This is a genomic window from Streptomyces sp. NBC_00009 (assembly GCF_045040855.1).
Classification (GTDB): domain Bacteria; phylum Actinomycetota; class Actinomycetes; order Streptomycetales; family Streptomycetaceae; genus Streptomyces; species Streptomyces aureus.
Genome location: NZ_CP108312.1, coordinates 7,458,327 through 7,474,129 on the forward strand (window position 1 = coordinate 7,458,327; position 15,803 = coordinate 7,474,129).

General features: G+C 68.8%; 14 protein-coding genes. 9 read left to right on the forward strand and 5 right to left on the reverse strand.

What is annotated here, in order from left to right:
• Positions 1–49 precede the first annotated feature (49 nt).
• From OHA58_RS33850 to OHA58_RS33870, 5 genes are all read left to right on the forward strand, one after another.
• Positions 50–499: an alcohol dehydrogenase catalytic domain-containing protein gene (locus tag OHA58_RS33850; RefSeq protein ID WP_405483515.1), complete on the forward strand. Its 450-nt coding sequence runs from the start codon at positions 50–52 to the stop codon at positions 497–499.
• Positions 499–1,131: a zinc-binding dehydrogenase gene (locus OHA58_RS33855; RefSeq protein WP_405483516.1), complete on the forward strand. Its 633-nt coding sequence runs from the start codon at positions 499–501 to the stop codon at positions 1,129–1,131. The genes OHA58_RS33850 and OHA58_RS33855 overlap by 1 nt, the downstream gene beginning before the upstream one ends.
• A gap of 106 nt (positions 1,132–1,237) precedes the next feature.
• Positions 1,238–2,833, forward strand: coding sequence for a class I adenylate-forming enzyme family protein (locus OHA58_RS33860; protein WP_405483517.1), 1,596 nt, complete (start codon positions 1,238–1,240; stop codon positions 2,831–2,833).
• A complete protein-coding gene (locus OHA58_RS33865) occupies positions 2,830–3,576 on the forward strand; it encodes an enoyl-CoA hydratase/isomerase family protein (protein ID WP_405483518.1) in 747 nt (248 codons plus the stop codon). Before OHA58_RS33860 ends, OHA58_RS33865 begins: the two co-directional genes overlap by 4 nt.
• A gap of 38 nt (positions 3,577–3,614) precedes the next feature.
• Complete coding sequence (locus OHA58_RS33870; protein ID WP_405483519.1) at positions 3,615–4,385, forward strand: IclR family transcriptional regulator; 771 nt, start codon at positions 3,615–3,617, stop codon at positions 4,383–4,385.
• On the opposite strand, the gene OHA58_RS33875 is transcribed toward OHA58_RS33870, so the two are convergent.
• Positions 4,365–5,909: an MFS transporter gene (locus OHA58_RS33875; protein ID WP_405483520.1), complete on the reverse strand. Its 1,545-nt coding sequence runs from the start codon at positions 5,907–5,909 to the stop codon at positions 4,365–4,367. The two genes, OHA58_RS33870 and OHA58_RS33875, sit on opposite strands and share 21 nt — an antisense overlap.
• Before the next feature lie 160 nt (positions 5,910–6,069).
• On the opposite strand from OHA58_RS33875, the gene OHA58_RS33880 reads away from it, so the two are divergent.
• From OHA58_RS33880 to OHA58_RS33890, 3 genes are all read left to right on the forward strand, one after another.
• Complete coding sequence (locus OHA58_RS33880; protein ID WP_405483521.1) at positions 6,070–7,128, forward strand: MBL fold metallo-hydrolase; 1,059 nt, start codon at positions 6,070–6,072, stop codon at positions 7,126–7,128.
• Positions 7,129–7,275: 147 nt separating this feature from the next.
• Entirely contained in the window at positions 7,276–8,691 is a 1,416-nt protein-coding gene (locus tag OHA58_RS33885; protein WP_405483522.1) for an aldehyde dehydrogenase family protein, read from the forward strand.
• Between the two features lie 41 nt (positions 8,692–8,732).
• The gene (locus tag OHA58_RS33890; protein ID WP_405483523.1) at positions 8,733–9,773 is read left to right on the forward strand and encodes an NAD(P)-dependent alcohol dehydrogenase; all 1,041 of its coding nucleotides are present in this window, start codon (positions 8,733–8,735) and stop codon (positions 9,771–9,773) included.
• Between the two features lie 122 nt (positions 9,774–9,895).
• Here OHA58_RS33890 and OHA58_RS33895 read toward each other — a convergent pair whose 3' ends face one another.
• Together OHA58_RS33895 and OHA58_RS33900 are read right to left on the reverse strand one after the other, a co-directional pair.
• Complete coding sequence (locus tag OHA58_RS33895) at positions 9,896–10,645, reverse strand: N-acyl homoserine lactonase family protein (protein WP_405483524.1); 750 nt, start codon at positions 10,643–10,645, stop codon at positions 9,896–9,898.
• The gene (locus OHA58_RS33900) at positions 10,642–11,919 is read right to left on the reverse strand and encodes an MFS transporter (RefSeq protein ID WP_405483525.1); all 1,278 of its coding nucleotides are present in this window, start codon (positions 11,917–11,919) and stop codon (positions 10,642–10,644) included. The genes OHA58_RS33895 and OHA58_RS33900 overlap by 4 nt, the downstream gene beginning before the upstream one ends.
• Before the next feature lie 510 nt (positions 11,920–12,429).
• On the opposite strand from OHA58_RS33900, the gene OHA58_RS33905 reads away from it, so the two are divergent.
• Entirely contained in the window at positions 12,430–13,914 is a 1,485-nt protein-coding gene (locus OHA58_RS33905; RefSeq protein ID WP_405483526.1) for an aldehyde dehydrogenase family protein, read from the forward strand.
• A gap of 176 nt (positions 13,915–14,090) precedes the next feature.
• On the opposite strand, the gene OHA58_RS33910 is transcribed toward OHA58_RS33905, so the two are convergent.
• Both OHA58_RS33910 and OHA58_RS33915 read right to left on the reverse strand, forming a co-directional pair.
• The gene (locus OHA58_RS33910) at positions 14,091–14,495 is read right to left on the reverse strand and encodes a carboxymuconolactone decarboxylase family protein (protein WP_405483527.1); all 405 of its coding nucleotides are present in this window, start codon (positions 14,493–14,495) and stop codon (positions 14,091–14,093) included.
• Between the two features lie 50 nt (positions 14,496–14,545).
• Positions 14,546–15,700, reverse strand: coding sequence for an NAD(P)-dependent oxidoreductase (locus tag OHA58_RS33915; protein WP_405483528.1), 1,155 nt, complete (start codon positions 15,698–15,700; stop codon positions 14,546–14,548).
• Between the last annotated feature and the right edge of the window lie 103 nt (positions 15,701–15,803).

The window sequence follows — 15,803 nt, forward strand, 5'->3', positions numbered from 1 at the left end:
GTGTCGGTAGCCCCTTGAGCGACCGCACGGAACAAGGAGCTGAACCGTCATGACCATTGACGCACGCATCGCGGTCCTCCCGCCCGGGCAGCAGCGTCTGGAAATACGTGACGTCACGTTGGACGCCCTCGGGCCGCACGAAGTCGCCGTCGAGCAGCAGGCTTTCGGGGTCTGCCACAGCCAACTGGACAGGATCTACGACCACTCGAGGACCGAACCGATGCTCCTCGGGCACGAGTCGATCGGCACGGTGGCCGCTGTGGGTGACCAGGTGGACTACGTGGCGCCCGGGGACCGGGTGCTGACCACCTGGATCCCCCGGGCGCCACTGGACGGTCGCCCGCCCGTGCCCTCTCACGTCGCCTTCGCCAATGGGGACGTGGCCAGGACGCACAACACGTTCACCTGGGGCACGCACGCCGTCGTCGACGAGCAATATGTGGTCAAGCCCCGGACGGCACCCCCCAGGACCTGGGCTCGATCATCGGCTGCGCACTGATGACCGGGGCGGGCGCCGTGATGAACAGCGCCGCGGTCCGCCCTGGGCAGAGCGTCGCCGTCTGGGGAGCCGGAGGTGTAGGTCTGTGCGCGATCGCCGGCGCCGCCATCCTCAAGGCCACGCCGGTCATAGCCGTCGACGTCGACGACGACAAGCTGAAGCTCGCGCGGCAGTTCGGGGCGACCGAGGTGATCAACGTCAAGAAGACCGACCCCGTTGCGGCCATCCGCGCCCTGACCCCGCACGACGACGGGACACAAGGGGTCGACTACGCCTTCGACTGCACCGGCATCGGCACGAACATCCCGGTGAGCCTCGCCTCCGTACGTCCCGGCATCCGCGGCGCAGGCATCCGCGGAGGGGCAGACGTACTCGTGGGCATCCCGCGGACGCCGTTCCCGCTGGACAGCATGGACCTGCTGAACGGGGAGAAGGGCCTGCTCGGTTGCGTCGGCGGCAGCTGCGCCCCGGCGCGCGACTTCGAGACCTTCGTCGACTGGACCCGTGACGGCCGGTTCGACCCGAGCGCCTTGGTGACCGACCGGTTCACGCTGGACGAGCTGAACACCGCCGTCGAGGCACTCCATGACGGGCGCGTACGGGGCCGTGCCGTCGTCGAACTCGGGGGATGAGCCGATGAGCCTGGAACGGTAGTCGTGCCTCTGCCATAACCCATCGTCCAGCACTGAACCAAGGGGCAGGCAGCGCCTACGGCGTCTGCAGCCCATGGAGGAACACATGAACTCAACGACATCTGTATGGGGCGAAGAGATCGGTGTCGAGACCGTCCGCGGCACCGCCTTTCGCACCTACCGGGACCGCCCACGCAGCATCGCCGGACTGCTGACCTTCGCCGATCGCTGGGGCGAGCGGGCTCACATCGCTCAGGGCGAGCAGGTCGTCACCTTCACGGGGCTGCGCGACGCGGTCGCCGCCAAGGCGGTCGAACTCGAGGGATCCGGGGTCGGACGCGGAGACCAGGTCCTGCTGCTCGGGTGGAACAGCGCGGAATGGATCACCAACTTCTGGGCCTGCGTGAGCGTCGGCGCGGTACCGGTCCTTGCCAACGCCTGGTGGGGCAAGGCGGAACTCGCCGACAGTCTGGCGCTGTTGAGCCCCAAGTTGATCCTCGCCGACGCGCGGGGCGCGGCCAATCTCCCGGCCGGCGCGCCGGTGGGGCGCTGGGCCTGCGATGACTCTGCCGGTACCCATCGACACTCGCTCTCCGACGAGAGCGGACAGGACGACGAGGACGCGCCGGCGGCCATCGTCTTCACCTCCGGAACGTCCGGTCGTCCGAAGGCGGTCGTGCTCTCGCACCGCTCGCTCCTGGCCGGACTGCACATGCTGCTGCACATCACACGACGGCTGCCTCACCAGGTGGACGAGTCCACGGGGGACGCCGGCCTGCACACCGGGCCGATGTTCCACATCGGCGGTGTCCAGACGCTCATCCGCGCCATCACGGTCGGCGACACCCTGGTCATGCCGTCCGGCAGGTTCGACGCGGGGGAGGCCCTGCGGCTTGTCGAGGAGTGGGGTATCACCCGCTGGAGCGCCGTACCGACGATGGTCGCCCGCGTGCTGGAGCACCCCGAGGTCCATCGCCGCGACCTGACGTCCCTGCGCTCGATCACGGTCGGCGGAGCACCGGTGCACGCCGAGTTCCTCGCGCAGCTGCGGGCGGGACTGCCCGGCGTCGAGCCGAGGGTGCCGACCGGCTACGGCCTGACCGAGAACGGAGGCCAGGCCACGGCGGCGTCCGGCCGGGACACCACACAGCTGCCCGGGACCAGCGGACGGCCCCTGCCGTGTGTCGAGTTGAAGGTTCTCGAATCCGCCGACCTCGGGGACGGCGAGATCCTGGTGCGCAGCCCCACCCAGATGGTCGGGTACTTCGGCCTGGACGAGTCACCGATCGACAGCGACGGATGGCTGCACACCGGCGACCTCGGGCACATCGACGACGCCGGCTACCTGTGGATCACCGGGCGGGCGAAGGACATGATCATCCGCGGCGGTGAGAACATCGCGCCGGCCGCGGTGGAGGAGGCGCTCGCGGGCGTTCCCGGGGTGGTCGAATCCGCGGTGTTCGGCGTCCCGCACCCGGACCTGGGGGAGGAGGTGATGGCGGTGGTCGCCGTGGAGAGCGGCCTGACCGAACAGCGGCTGCGCGAGGAGCTCCGTGCCAAGCTGGCGTCCTTCGCCGTCCCCAGCCGGTGGCAGTTGCAGCACGAGCCGCTGCCCACCAACCACTCCGGAAAGATCGACAAGAAGTCGCTGGCGGCACAGGCGCGGGCGGCTCTCACCGTCAAGGCAGGTGAAGGAGCATGAGCGACATCGTGCGCGAGCAAGTGGCCGACCGCGTAGCCCTGCTGGAGCTGTGCCGACCGCCCCACAACTTCGTCGACGAGAAGGCGCTGACCGAACTGGCCGACGCGCTCCTTGCCTACGACGATGACGACGAGGTCTCGTGCGTCGTGCTCGCCGCGCAGGGCAAGCACTTCTGCGCGGGCGTCGACCTGCGGGGCATCGGAGCGGCGGGGATCCGCCGGTTCTACCGGCAGGCCCTTCGGATCTTCTCCGGGCGCAAGCCGGTCGTGGCCGCCCTGCACGGTGCCGCGGTCGGTGGCGGTCTCGGTCTCGCCATGGCCGCGGACTTCCGCGTCGCGGCCGCGGATGCCCGCCTGACCGCCAACTTCGCCCGCCTCGGCTTTCACCACGGCTTCGGCCTGAGCGTGACCTTGCCGAGGGCGCTCGGCCAGCAGCGCGCCCTGGAGCTGCTCTACACCGGGCGGTCCGTCAGCGGCGAGGAAGCCGTCGGCCTGGGGCTGTGCGACCGGGTCGCCGACGATCCCCGCGCCGCGGCCATCGACTTCGCCACACAGATCGCCGCCTCCGCCCCGCTCTCGCTGCCGGCGATCAGGGCCACGATGCGACGCGACATGGTGGCCGAGGTCTCGGCGGCTCTCGACATCGAGGCGAACGCCCAGGCCGCGCTGCTGGGGACGGCGGATTTCGCCGAGGGGATCGCGGCCTCCGTCGAGAAGCGGCAGCCTCGATTTACGAGTTCGTAATTATGAATCCCTGGTCGGATTCCATTACATTGGGCCGTGTGACAGACACGTCTTCAGCTTCCGATGACAGCGGTCCGAAGAACCACCGGACCATCGACCGGGTGACCCAGATCCTGGAAGAGGTCGTCTATCACCCGGGCATCGGCTTCGCCGAGATCGCCCGGGCGCTGGGCGCCCCGAAGAGCTCGGTACACGGCTTCATCCGGGGCCTGCAGGCCAAGGGCTGGCTGTACGAGGACAACCGCCGCTTCTATCTCGGCCCGGCCGTGTACGGTCTCACGCTGGCCAGCGGCCACATCCGTGCCGGACAGGTGACGCAGGCCGATCTTGACGCACTGCACAAGGCGACCGGCCTGACCGTCTTTCTGGGCGTCGAGGCCGGCGATGACCTGATCTATATCGGTGAGTCGGGCACGGACGCCCTCACAGGGTTCGCGGCCCGCAGCAACATTCGGCGGCTTCTGCTCAACACCGCGGGTGGCAAAGCCCTCTTGGTAGCGCGCCAGGACGCGGACCGGGAGGCTTACCTTCGTCGACAGCAGGCGGAGAACCCGGAGCTCGTCTCGGAGTTCCTCGCCGAGCTCGCGGACATCAGCAAGAGCCGTGTCGCCACCAACCTTCGTCACCACGGTGCTCAGCTCGCGCTCGCGGCCGTCGTGCGCAATCAGGCCGGCGACAGCGTCGGCGTGGCGATCCTCATCGGTCAGGCCGCCGAGATGAGGCCCCGTGAGGCGAAGCTGCGCAAGACGCTCCTCAAGCACGTCGACTCCTGGTCGGCGCAGAAGATCTCAGCGAGGGAGCCGATCTGAGCAGGGGACGTCTTCCTGCCCAGGATGCACCGGGAGTTCGGCCGGGCCGCGCCGCGGCCCGGCCGTCTGCTTGTGCGCCTCGCGTCCCCGTGCCGCGACACCGTCCCCAGGGTCGGCCACTGCGCCCCGGCGCGGTGGGAGCACGACCGCCGCTACGACACCGAGGAAGGATGCCGCGGCGGTCACCAGGAACGCCGTGGTGTAGGCGGTGCCGTCAGGAATGTCGCCCGCAGGCGGGGTGTAGGACAGCATGATCGCTGAAATCGCCGCGCTGCCCACGGAGCCGCCCACCGTACGCAGTACCTGGTTGAAACTCGTCGCGCTGCCGGTCTCGGCCGGAGGGACGTGCCGCACGATGAGGATGGGCATCACGGCATAGGCGGCCCCCACGCCCGTGCCGAGCAGGAAGGTGCCGAGCACGAGGACGGCGACGTGCTCGCGCCACAGGGCGAGCAGAACCAGGTCGACGCAGACCACCAGCGCACCCAGGGGAAGCACGCGGTAGAGCCCGATGCGGGAGACCAGCGCTGAAGCGGCCCGGTTCGCGGTGAGACTCCCCAGGGACATGGGCATCAGGACGAGCCCCGTGGCGGAGAGCGAGAGGTGGAACCCGTATCCGGCCGCCGCGGGAACCTGTGTGTAGAGATTGACCAGGGACAGTACGGCGTACATGCCGATGCCCACGAGCAGCGCCGTCGCGTTGGCCGCCAGGACCGCGCGGTTGCGTATCAGCCGGATGTCGACCAGCGGGTGCCGCGCGCGGAGAGCCTGCGCGATCCACACGGCCAGGAGCAGTACACCGGCGCCGAGACAGCTCAGAGTGGTGCCGGACGCCGGACCCCAGGCCTCGCCCTGGCTCAGGGCCAGGAGGATCGCGGCCAGGCCCGAGCAGAGCAGCACGGCCCCGGTGATATCGAGGGGGTGCTGTGCGGCGGAGGAGCTCGCAGGTATGACGTGGGTGACCACGATCAGCGCGGCAGCGCTCAGCAGGGCCGCGAACCAGAAGCCCGCACGGTAGTCGAGGTGCTGAGCGATGAGGCCCGTCAGGGGGTAACCGAGTCCGGCGCCGACGGACGTCGTGATCGAGAGCGCCGCGATCCCCGAGCGCATCCGCGGCGCGGGGAGATGGTCGCGGGCCACGGCGATGGTCAGCGGCATCAGCCCCATGCCCAGTCCCTGCAGCGCGCGTCCCGCCAGCAGCAGGCCGAAGGCGGGGGCGAGCGCCGCCAGAACACTCCCGGCGAACACGCCGACAAGCGTTCCTTGAACGGCTCCCTTCCGGCGCGGACCGTCCCCGAGTCGGCCGAGTACGGGCCCGGCGATCGCCCCGGCCAGCAGAGTCGCGGTCAGGACCCACTGAGCGGCACTCAGCGACACGTGCCGCTCACGGGCGATGGTCGGCACCATCGGGGCGCCGAGGGTGCTGATCGCTGAGACGGAGAGTGCCGTGAACATCAACGCCGGCAGGAGAAGCCGGTGTTGGGAGTCCTTGCCCTGGTGTGTGCTCTCGTGGGTCCCGGTCATGCTGCGAGGGGTCCTTCCGTCGCCAGACGTCGTCACTGGGTCGCATGCTTCGGAGAGCGCTGCGGCTTGGCTCGCGTTGACCCGCGGCTCGGATGCAGCCTATCGTGTGCGCCCGTAATTACGATCCAGTGTTCGCCATAACGAACTTGATCGAGGTGTGATGCAAACGTCGCCGCAGGAAGACATCGCCGAGGCCTACCGTCGCCCCGAGGAGCGCCCCACTCGACGGATCGAGGGATTCGCGGTGGCCGGCGGGGCCTGGGCAACTGCGGTCCCGTTCCCCAGTCCGCTGGCGTACTCGTACTCCTACGCGCTGCGCTATCCGGACGGGATCGTCGTCGTCGACCTCGGCTGGGACTCCGATGAGGCGTGGCACGCCTTCCTCGCCGGGCTCGCACGGGCGGGCGCCGGTCTCGACGAGGTGATGGGCGTCGTGGTCACCCATGCCCATCCGGACCACTACGGGTTTGCTCGCCGTATCCGGGAGCACACATCGGTGTGGATCGGGACTCACCCGGGTGAGCGCGCGCAGATCCGGGTCGGCGCGGCGGAGCGCCGTGCGCGGCGCGCGGAGATCGCGGACTGGCTGCGGGAGTGTGGCGTACCGGGGCCCCTGCTCGGCGAGCTGGACGGTGAACTGCGCGCACTCGACGCGGTGTTGCCGGCGGTCGAGCCGGACGTGGAGCTCCGGGACGGGGTGCCGGTCCCCGGTACGGGGGGAGCGCTGATTCCCGTGCACACCCCTGGCCATACCGCGGGGCACCTGTGCTTCCACGAACGCGAGCGGAACCTGCTGCTGACCGGCGATCACGTCCTGCCGAGGGTGACGCCGAACGTCGCGCGCCGGCCCGGATCCGGCCCGGACCCGTTGCGGGAATTCCTGGCTTCCCTGACGCGTCTGGACCGCATCCCGGACTCCGCGACGGTGCTCCCCGGGCACGAGTGGCCCTTCGACCGGCTGTCCCGTCGTCTCGACGTCCTGCGTCAGCACCACGACGAGCGGCTCGCGGAGATCGAGCGTGCCGTCGTACACGGGTGCGACACGGTATGGAAGGTGGCCGAGGCGGTGTCCTGGGCACGGGAGTTCGCCACCTTCACCCCGCGCTCGCTGCGGTCGGCGCTCGCCGAGACCTCGGCGCACTTGATGCGGCTGGGTGCGAGCGGGCGGATCGGGCGCAGTGGGGGCAGGCCGGAGCGTTGGCGTGCGGTCGCCCCCTGAGGGGCGGGTGCGTTGACCTGCCCATTGACCGCGCCCAGTAGCCGCCTGTAGCGTCAGAATCGCAATAAGGGACACTGGTTCGTATATGCGATCACTGGCGATGCGCGTTCCAACGGCCTCGGTGGTGCTTGCACGAGGGAGAGAGTCGTGATCGAGCGGGACGCGATCTTCATTGACGGCAAGTGGGTCGAATCGGCGGGTACCGGGGTGCTCACCGTCGTCAACCCGGCGACCGAAGAGCCGATCGCGACAGTGCCACGGGGCCACACCACTGATGTCGACCGTGCCGCCCAGGCTGCGGCCCGGGCATTCGAGACCTGGTCACGTACCTCACTCGAGGCACGGACTGCGGTCATCACCCGCATCGCCGACATCCTCGAAGCGAAGGCCGAGGAACTGACGCGGTCCACCGTCCGCGAGATCGGCACACCGATCGCGCTGGCCCGCAGTTCTCATGTCGCCACCCCCATCAACGACCTGCGCATCGCCGCGGCGAGCATCAAGAACATCGTGTGGGAGGAGCGGTTCGACGACACGATCGTGCGGCGCATCCCCGCGGGTGTGGCCGCGGCGATCACCCCGTGGAACGGCCCCATGCGGATGATCACGCTCAAGGCGGGTGCCGCGCTCGCGGCGGGATGCACCATGGTGCTGAAGGGCACCGAGGTCGCGCCGCTGAGTTCGTTCGCCTTCGCTGAGGCCGCCGCCGAAGCGGGGCTGCCGGACGGGGTATTCAACGTGGTCAGCGGCCCGGGCCCGGAGATCGGTGAGGCGCTCGCGACCCACCCGTTGGTCGACATCGTGTCGCTGACCGGCTCGGTGCGCGCCGGCAGCAGGGTGATGGAACTCGCTTCCAAGTCGGTCAAGCGCGTGGCACTGGAACTCGGCGGCAAGTCCGCCAACATCATCCTCGAGGACGCCGACCTGGAGAAGGCCATCACGGACGGGCTCACCGACGCCTTCCGTAACGCGGGTCAGGTCTGCGGCGGACTCTCGCGGACGCTCGTGCCGCGGTCGCGGCTTGCCGAGGCCGAGGAGATCGCCGCGGCCAAGGCGGCGACGTTCGTCATCGGCGACCCCTTCGACGAGGCGACGACCCTCGGCCCGGTGGTCTCGGAGGTTCAGCGCGAGCGCGTGCGCCGCTACATCCGGACGGGGATCGACGAGGGGATGCGGCTGGTCACGGGCGGTCCGGAGGCGCCGGAACACCTCGACCGGGGCTACTACGTGCGGCCGACCGTGTTCAGCGGCACCAACAACGACACGCTGGCGCGGCAGGAGGTCTTCGGGCCGGTCAACGTCATCATTCCGTACGAGGACGCGGACGACGCCGTCGCGATCGCCAACGACTCCGACTACGGGCTCGCCGGTGGTGTCTGGTCCGCCGATCCGGAGCGGGCCCGCGACATCGGTCGGCGCATCCGCACCGGGCGTGTGCGCATCAACGGCGCCCCCATCGACATGCGTGCTCCTCATGGTGGTCTGAAGCTGTCGGGCATCGGCCGCGAGATGGGCCGGTACGGAATCGAGGAGTACCTCGAGTACCAGTCCCTCATCAGCTGAGCGTCGGAAGCGCAGACCAACCCCCTTGGAAGGAGCGAGCGTTGATCACCGCACAGGCCCGGGCCATGACCGGGCCGACCGCCCCGTTCAGCACTGTCACCATCGAACGCCGCGACGTCGGCCCGACGGACGTGCTGCTGGACATCGCCTACGCCGGCGTCTGTCACACCGACGTCCACCACGCCCGGGCCGAGTTCGGGCACACCCGGTATCCGATCGTCCCGGGTCACGAGATCGCCGGGGTCGTCCGTGAAGTCGGCGCCGAGGTCACCGGGCTGATGGTGGGTGACCACGTCGGCATCGGATGCCTGGTCGACTCCTGCCGGGAGTGCGCGGTGTGCCGGGCGGGGCAGGAGTCCTACTGTCGCCGCGGCAAGGTGCTGACGTACAACGGGGTCGGCCGTGACGGGCAGGTCACACTGGGCGGATACAGCGAACGCACCGTCGCCGACCAGCGCTTCGTGGCCCGCATCCCCGACAGGTTGCCGCTGGAGTCCGCCGCGCCTCTGATGTGCGCCGGCATCACGATGTACCAGCCGCTGCGCTACTGGGGCGCAGGCCCCGGCAAGCGGGTCGGCATCCTCGGATTCGGCGGACTGGGCCACATCGGCGTGCAGATCTCGCACGCCCTCGGCGCGCACACGACGGTCCTCGAACTTACCGAGGACCGGCGCGCCGACGCCGAGCGACTCGGCGCGGACGACTTCCGCACGACCGGTGACCTGGCGGCGATGCGGGACTCCTTCGACCTCATCGTGTCGACGGTCCCCTCGAACTTCGATCTCTCGGCCCATCTCGAACTGCTCGACTTCGACGGCACGTTCGTCAGCCTCGGTGTTCCCGACGAACCGTTGAGGATCGATCCGTACACCCTGCTCACCAATCGGCGGAAGCTGGCCGGCTCGATGAGCGGTGGCATGCCCGAGACGCAGGAGATGCTGGACTTCTGTGCCGAGCACGGGATCAAGGCCGAGGTCGAGGTGATCGCGGCGAAGGAGCTGGACACGGCGTACGACCGTCTGACGGCGGGTGACGTGCGGTACCGGTTCGTGCTCGACACAGAGACCATCTCCGCTGCCTGAGGACGTACGCACACGGCCAAGGCCCCAGTACCCGCTCTTGGGTACTGGGGCCTTGGCCGTTGCCGCATCGGAGCGCGGTCTCACCGGGCCGAACTGTCTCTACGAGGAGGGACCCGGATGCCTCAGCGGAACTCGCGACGCTCGACCACGAGCGGGTCATGGCTCGGGACGACCTCGCACCCGAGCTTCTCGATCAGGTCCAGGCTGTTCTTGTACGCCACGATGTCCGTGAAGGAGCCGGACGGGATGTGCTCGTCCTCGGCGTCGCCTTCCCAGTTCTCGTAGAGATCGATGCAGTCGCCGGCCAGTAGGTAGCGCGTCGTCTCTGCCTCGACGACGACCCCTTGTGATCCGGGCGTGTGACCGGGAAGCGCGACCACTGAAATGCCGGGCGCCACCTCGGCGTTGCCGTCGATCGCGTCGATCCTGTCCTCGGCGCGGCGCCACGCGGCCGTCAGGTCCGGCAGGTGCTCGAACTGACGGCGGTGCCACGGCACCGGATCGCTCGCGTAGTCGATCTCGCGCTGCTGGACGACGATGCGGGCGTTCGGGAACAGGTGGTTGTTCGAGCTGTGGTCCCAGTGCAGGTGGGTGTTGATGACGACACCGACGTCCGCAGGATCCACCCCCAGTTCCCTGAGCGCGGCTTCGGGGCGCTCCTCTGGCGTCTGCTCCATCTTGATCCCGTGGTGTTTCACGGCACGGTCGAAGCCGGCGCCGGTGTCGACGATCACGGGGGCGCCGGCCCCCTGGATCACGAACATGATGAGCGGGATGTCCAGGGTCTCGCCCCATCCCCGTACGTAGGTGAGCGACGGCTTGTGGAGTCCGAAGACGCGGCCGACGGAGAGGGCGGTGATGGTGAGTGTCATGCGGCCTCTCCTACGGGCAGCGCCGGCTCGGTGAGTTCCCGGTGGCGGGTCTCGCGCAGGGCGAGCGTGCAGATCAGGCCGACGAGGCAGTAGGCGGCGAGGAGGACGCCGAAGACGAAGCCGCCGTAGCTGCTGATCAAGGTCGCCGCCACCAGCGGCGGGACTGCTCCGCCGAGCACGCCGGCCAGGCTGTAGGAGAGTCCGGCGGCGGTATAGCGGTAGCGGGTGTGGAAGAGCTCGGACAGGAACGATCCGGCGACACCGAATCCGACACCGGCGATCAGGAAGGTCACCGACATGCCGAGCCAGAAGGCGCCGAGCGTCCCGGTGTCCAGGAGCGGGAACAGGGCCAAGGCCCACGGGATGCCCACGATGTTGGCGATGAGCAGGACCCGTCGACGCCCGAACCGGTCGGTCAGGATGCCGCCCGCGATGATGGCCAGGCAGTTCAGCAGGTTGCCGAACATGCCGGCGCCCAGCACCTGGGGCCGTGGCAGGTCCAGTGTGGCGGTGCCGTAGTTGGTGAGGAACGCGATGCCGATGTATCCGAGTGAGAAGGCCATGACCAACGAGCCCGCGCCGAGCAGGATTTCCTTCCACTGGTGGGTGAAGGCGTCCTTGAACGGCAGGCCGTCGCCTGCCCGGCGGCGCTTGGCCTGCGCTGCGAAGGCAGGGGTCTCCTCGATCCGCAGCCGGATGAAGAGCCCGACGACGACGAGCAGGATGCTGAGAACGAACGGCAGCCGCCAGCCCCAGGCCGCGAAGGTCTCGTCGCTCATGTAGAGGCCGGTGATCAGGAACGTCCCCAGCGCGAGGATGTTGGCGAACGCGCCGCCTAGGTTGGTGAACATCGCCCAGAAGCCCCGGCGGGCCTGCGGCGAGTGCTCGGAGGTGAACAGAGCGGCGCCCGCCCACTCTCCACCGGCTGCGAGTCCTTGGGCGATCCGCAGCACGACGAGCGCGATGGGCGCGACGACACCGATGGCTGCCGCGGTCGGCAGCAGGCCGATCAGTACGGTGGCCGCGCCCATGATCGACATCGTGGCGATGAGCGTGCGCTTGCGCCCGAGGCGGTCGCCGAAGTGTCCGAACAGGATGGAGCCCAGCGGGCGGGCGATGAAGGCGACACCGAGGGTCGCGTAAGAGACGACGGTGCCGGCGTGCTCGCCCAGCGCCGGGAAGAACGTGTCGGCGAAGACCAGCGCGGCAGCGGTGGCGTAGATGCCGAAGTCGTAGAACTCGATGACAGTGCCCATGAAGCTGGCTGCGGCCACCTTGCGCATCTTCACCGGCCTCGCATCCGTGGATGTGGATGAGGACGGCTCAAGGGACTCTGCGGGGCCGGCGGGTTGGGGTGCCAGATCCTCGGGGGGACGTCGTGTGGGCATCGGACCGACTCCTCGAATGACTCGTCATTGAGAGCGAGGTGGATGAACGGGCGGCTCGTCCGGTGTGCGCTTCGGATGCTTTCGCCGCCGGAGCACAACGTGAAGCGGTTCGTATATAAGAACTCGAATCTGGAATTAGGAACCGCTTGCGGGGAACGTAACCGCGTCGGTCCGCTTGGGTCAATACTCCGGGCAGCCGCTGGGGGAGTGGCGGTACGTCCGTAGTCGGCGTTGACATCCCGCCTCGGAAGCGATTCATAATGGCGATCGATGGTTCTGAATTAGGAACGAATGTGATCCGGTCCGGTGACGCCGTCCGCGTTCCTCCGTATCGGGACGATCACCGACGCGGCCACAAGCAGGCCGCGGTGACATCTGGAAGGTTTGGCGACAGCGATGTCCGCAACCACGAGTGCCTGGCCCCGACAGCTGCACCAGGACGACGAACCCGTCCCCATGCTCATCGACGGGGAGTGGACGTGTCCGACGGCGTCCACCACCCCGGTGTTCGACCCCAGCACGGGAGAAGCCATCGCGGCCGTGCCCGACGGCGGTGCGGAGGCCGTCGAGACGGCGGTGGCGGCGGCGCGACGCGCCTTCGAAGAGGGGCGGTGGCGCGGCATGTCCGGGCCCGACCGCGGCGCCGTGCTCTGGCGCGTCGGCGACCTCATGCGGGAGCGGGCCGACGACCTTGCGCGACTGGAGAGCCTGAACCTCGGCCTGCCGGTCGGACAGGCCAGGAGCATGGTCCTCGAGGCTGCCGCCCAGTTCCGGTACTACGCGGGGTGGGCGGACAAGATCCACGGCCGCACGATCGACCTCGGACCCGCGGAGCGCCGCGTCCAGGGCTACACGCTGCGCGAGCCGATGGGTGTCGCCGGGCTCATCACGCCGTGGAACGCGCCATTGAGTATGGCGGCCAAGAAGCTCGCCCCGGCCCTGGCGGCCGGATGCTCCTGTGTGCTGAAGCCCGCCGAGGAGACACCGCTGACCTCGCTCTGGCTCGGGCAACTTCTGCTTGAGGCGGGCGTTCCGGCAGGCGTGGTCAACGTCGTCACCGGAGTCGGTGAAACGGCCGGCGCCGCCCTGACGGAGCACCCGGACGTCGACACGGTGTCGTTCACGGGGTCGACCGAGGTCGGCCGCCTCATCGTGAACGCAGCCACAGGCAACATGAAGAAGCTGTCGCTCGAACTCGGCGGCAAGTCCCCGGTCATCGTGTTCGGCGACGCCGACCTCAAGGCCGCCATCCCCGGTGCGGCATCGGCGGTCTTCTGGAACTCCGGTCAGGTCTGCGCCGCGGGAACACGGCTGTTCGTACACGAGTCCGTGTTCGACGAGGTCGTGCGCGGCGTGGCGGAGATCGGCGCCGCTATGCGCCTGGGTGCGGGCTCGGATCCCACGGCCGAACTCGGCCCGCTCATCTCCCAGAAGCAGCTCGACCGGGTGTCAGGATACGTCGGCCGCGGCATCGAGGACGGCGCCCGAATCGTCAGCGGTGGCAAGCGAGTTGGGAATCAGGGCTTCTTCTTCGAGCCCACCGTCCTGGTGGATGTCGACCAGTCGATGACGGTCATGCGGGAGGAGATCTTCGGCCCGGTGCTGGGCATCATGCCCTTCTCCGACACCGATGAGGCAGTGGCGCTGGCGAACGACAGTTCCTACGGTCTCGCCTCCAGCGTCTGGACCCGCGATGGTGCGCTGGCTCACTCGGTGGCGCGCCGACTGCGTGCGGGCCGCGTCGGGATCAATGTGCACCGTGCGGGCGGGGCCTACATGCCTGCCGGTGGCTACCGTCAGTCGGGCTGGGGGCGGGAGAGCGGCCCGGAAGCCCTGGAGAACTACCTCGAGACCAAGTCGGTGGTGTCGCAGCTCGCCTGAGCACGGCACGTGAGACGGCGGCGGGCGCATGGGGCGCCCGCCGCCGCTGTCGTCGTGGTGGCGCCGGCCCGTGGGCCAAGGTGGGCTCAGCTTTAGGCAACGGACCTCGTGCACCACGTCAGCAGGGTGGCCGCGCATGTGCGGCCACCCTGCTGACGTGGAGTCGGGAGGAGCGGTCAGTCGAGGTGGCCCTCGGCCCGCAGAACACCTTCGGCCACCTTGAAGGCCTCACCGGCCGCGGGGAGACCGCAGTACACCGCGGTCTGGAGGAGGACCTCCTTGATCTCGGCGACCGTCGCGCCGTTGTTGATCGCTCCCTCGACGTGATGAGCGAGCTGCGCGGGTCGGCCCAGCGCGGTCAGCACCGAGAGGTTGATGATGCTGCGGGTCTTGCGGTCGATGCCGTCGCGGGCCCAGACACGGCCGAAACAGACTTCCTCGGAGTAGTCCTGGATGACGTCGTTGAAGCTGTTGCGGTTCTGGTCCTTCTTCTCCACGTAGCCGTCGCCCATGAGCTCGTTCATGATCCGTCGGCCGGTGGTCTTGATGCCGTTGGCGTCCGTGGTGTCAGCGGTGTCCATCTGTCGTCTCCTCGTAGCCGGTTCCGCGTAGTCAGGGAAGTGAGAGTGGATCAGCCGCGGTCGAGAACGGCCTGGACCTCTTCGGCGCTGAGCTTGATCGTCACGCCCGCTCGCTCGTTCTGCAGGAGCAGCGGCGTCTGCGAGTCCCGGTTGCCCCAACCGCGGTCGAGGGCCTCCTTGAAGTCCTCCTGGACCAGCCGGGCGGCGCGCATCGGGACGTCGAACTGGTCGGCCAGCTCCAGGGCAAGGCGAAGGTCCTTGTTCGCCAGCGCCAGCGCGAACGACGGCGGATCGAAGGCCTCCTGCAGGTACCGGTCGCCGACCCGGTCGAAGGTCCGGGCCCTGCCGATGGCGCCCTGACGCAGGGCGTGCCAGAGGGCGTCGGGTTCGACGCCCGCCTTGACCCCCATGGTGAAGACCTCGGCGATCCCCGAACGAATGATCATGCTGGCGCAGTTGTGCACCAGCTTGGCCGTGTTGCCGGCGCCGATCTCTCCCACGTACAGGATCTGGTCACCGATGGCTTCGAGGACCGAACCCACGCGGTCGAACGCGCCGCGGTCCCCGCCTACGTAGATGGCGAGTTTGCCGGAGCGGGCCCCCTTCGGGCCGCCGCTGACCGGGGCGTCGAAGAGCTCCACGTCGTGCTCGCGGCAGGCCTCATGGACCTCGCGCACGACCGTGGGGGAGTTGGTAGTCAGGTCGAACCACGTGCTGCCCGGCTTGAGCGCACTCAACAGCCCTTCGTCGCCCACGCCGATCTGCCGCATCTCCACAGGGCCGGGCAGAGACGTGAACACCACGTCGACCGAACCTGCGAGCTCGGCGACGGAGTCCGCCCAGGTCGCCCCCGCCTCTTCGAGCGCTGCGCCGCTCGACCGGTTGAGATCGTGCACGACGAGCTCGTGTCCCGCTCGCCGCAAGTTGAGAGCCATGCCCTGGCCCATGGAACCCAGCCCGATGAAGCCGACCTTCATGGTTGTCCTTTCGTCGGTGAACGGACAGTGGCGGCGTCGTCGAGAACCGCGGCCACCTAGCCACCTGGATCGTAATTGCGAACGGCTGACCGTATAGGCGAATGAACGGTAGGACTCGCATGTCCGGGTGTCAACGTCGCCGAGGGCTGCGCATCCGTTGACATCGGCAGGGCGCAACCCTAGCCTCGTGGTTGTAAATACGGACCAGGGTTCATAATGACGAACCATTCAAGTGGGGCATTCCGGTGTGGAGTCATCCTGGGCCTCGCCTGCGGCGCCCGCGCCCAGGGTCTGCCGCTGCAGAGCGGCGTGAGGTTCCTTCTTCCGCGAC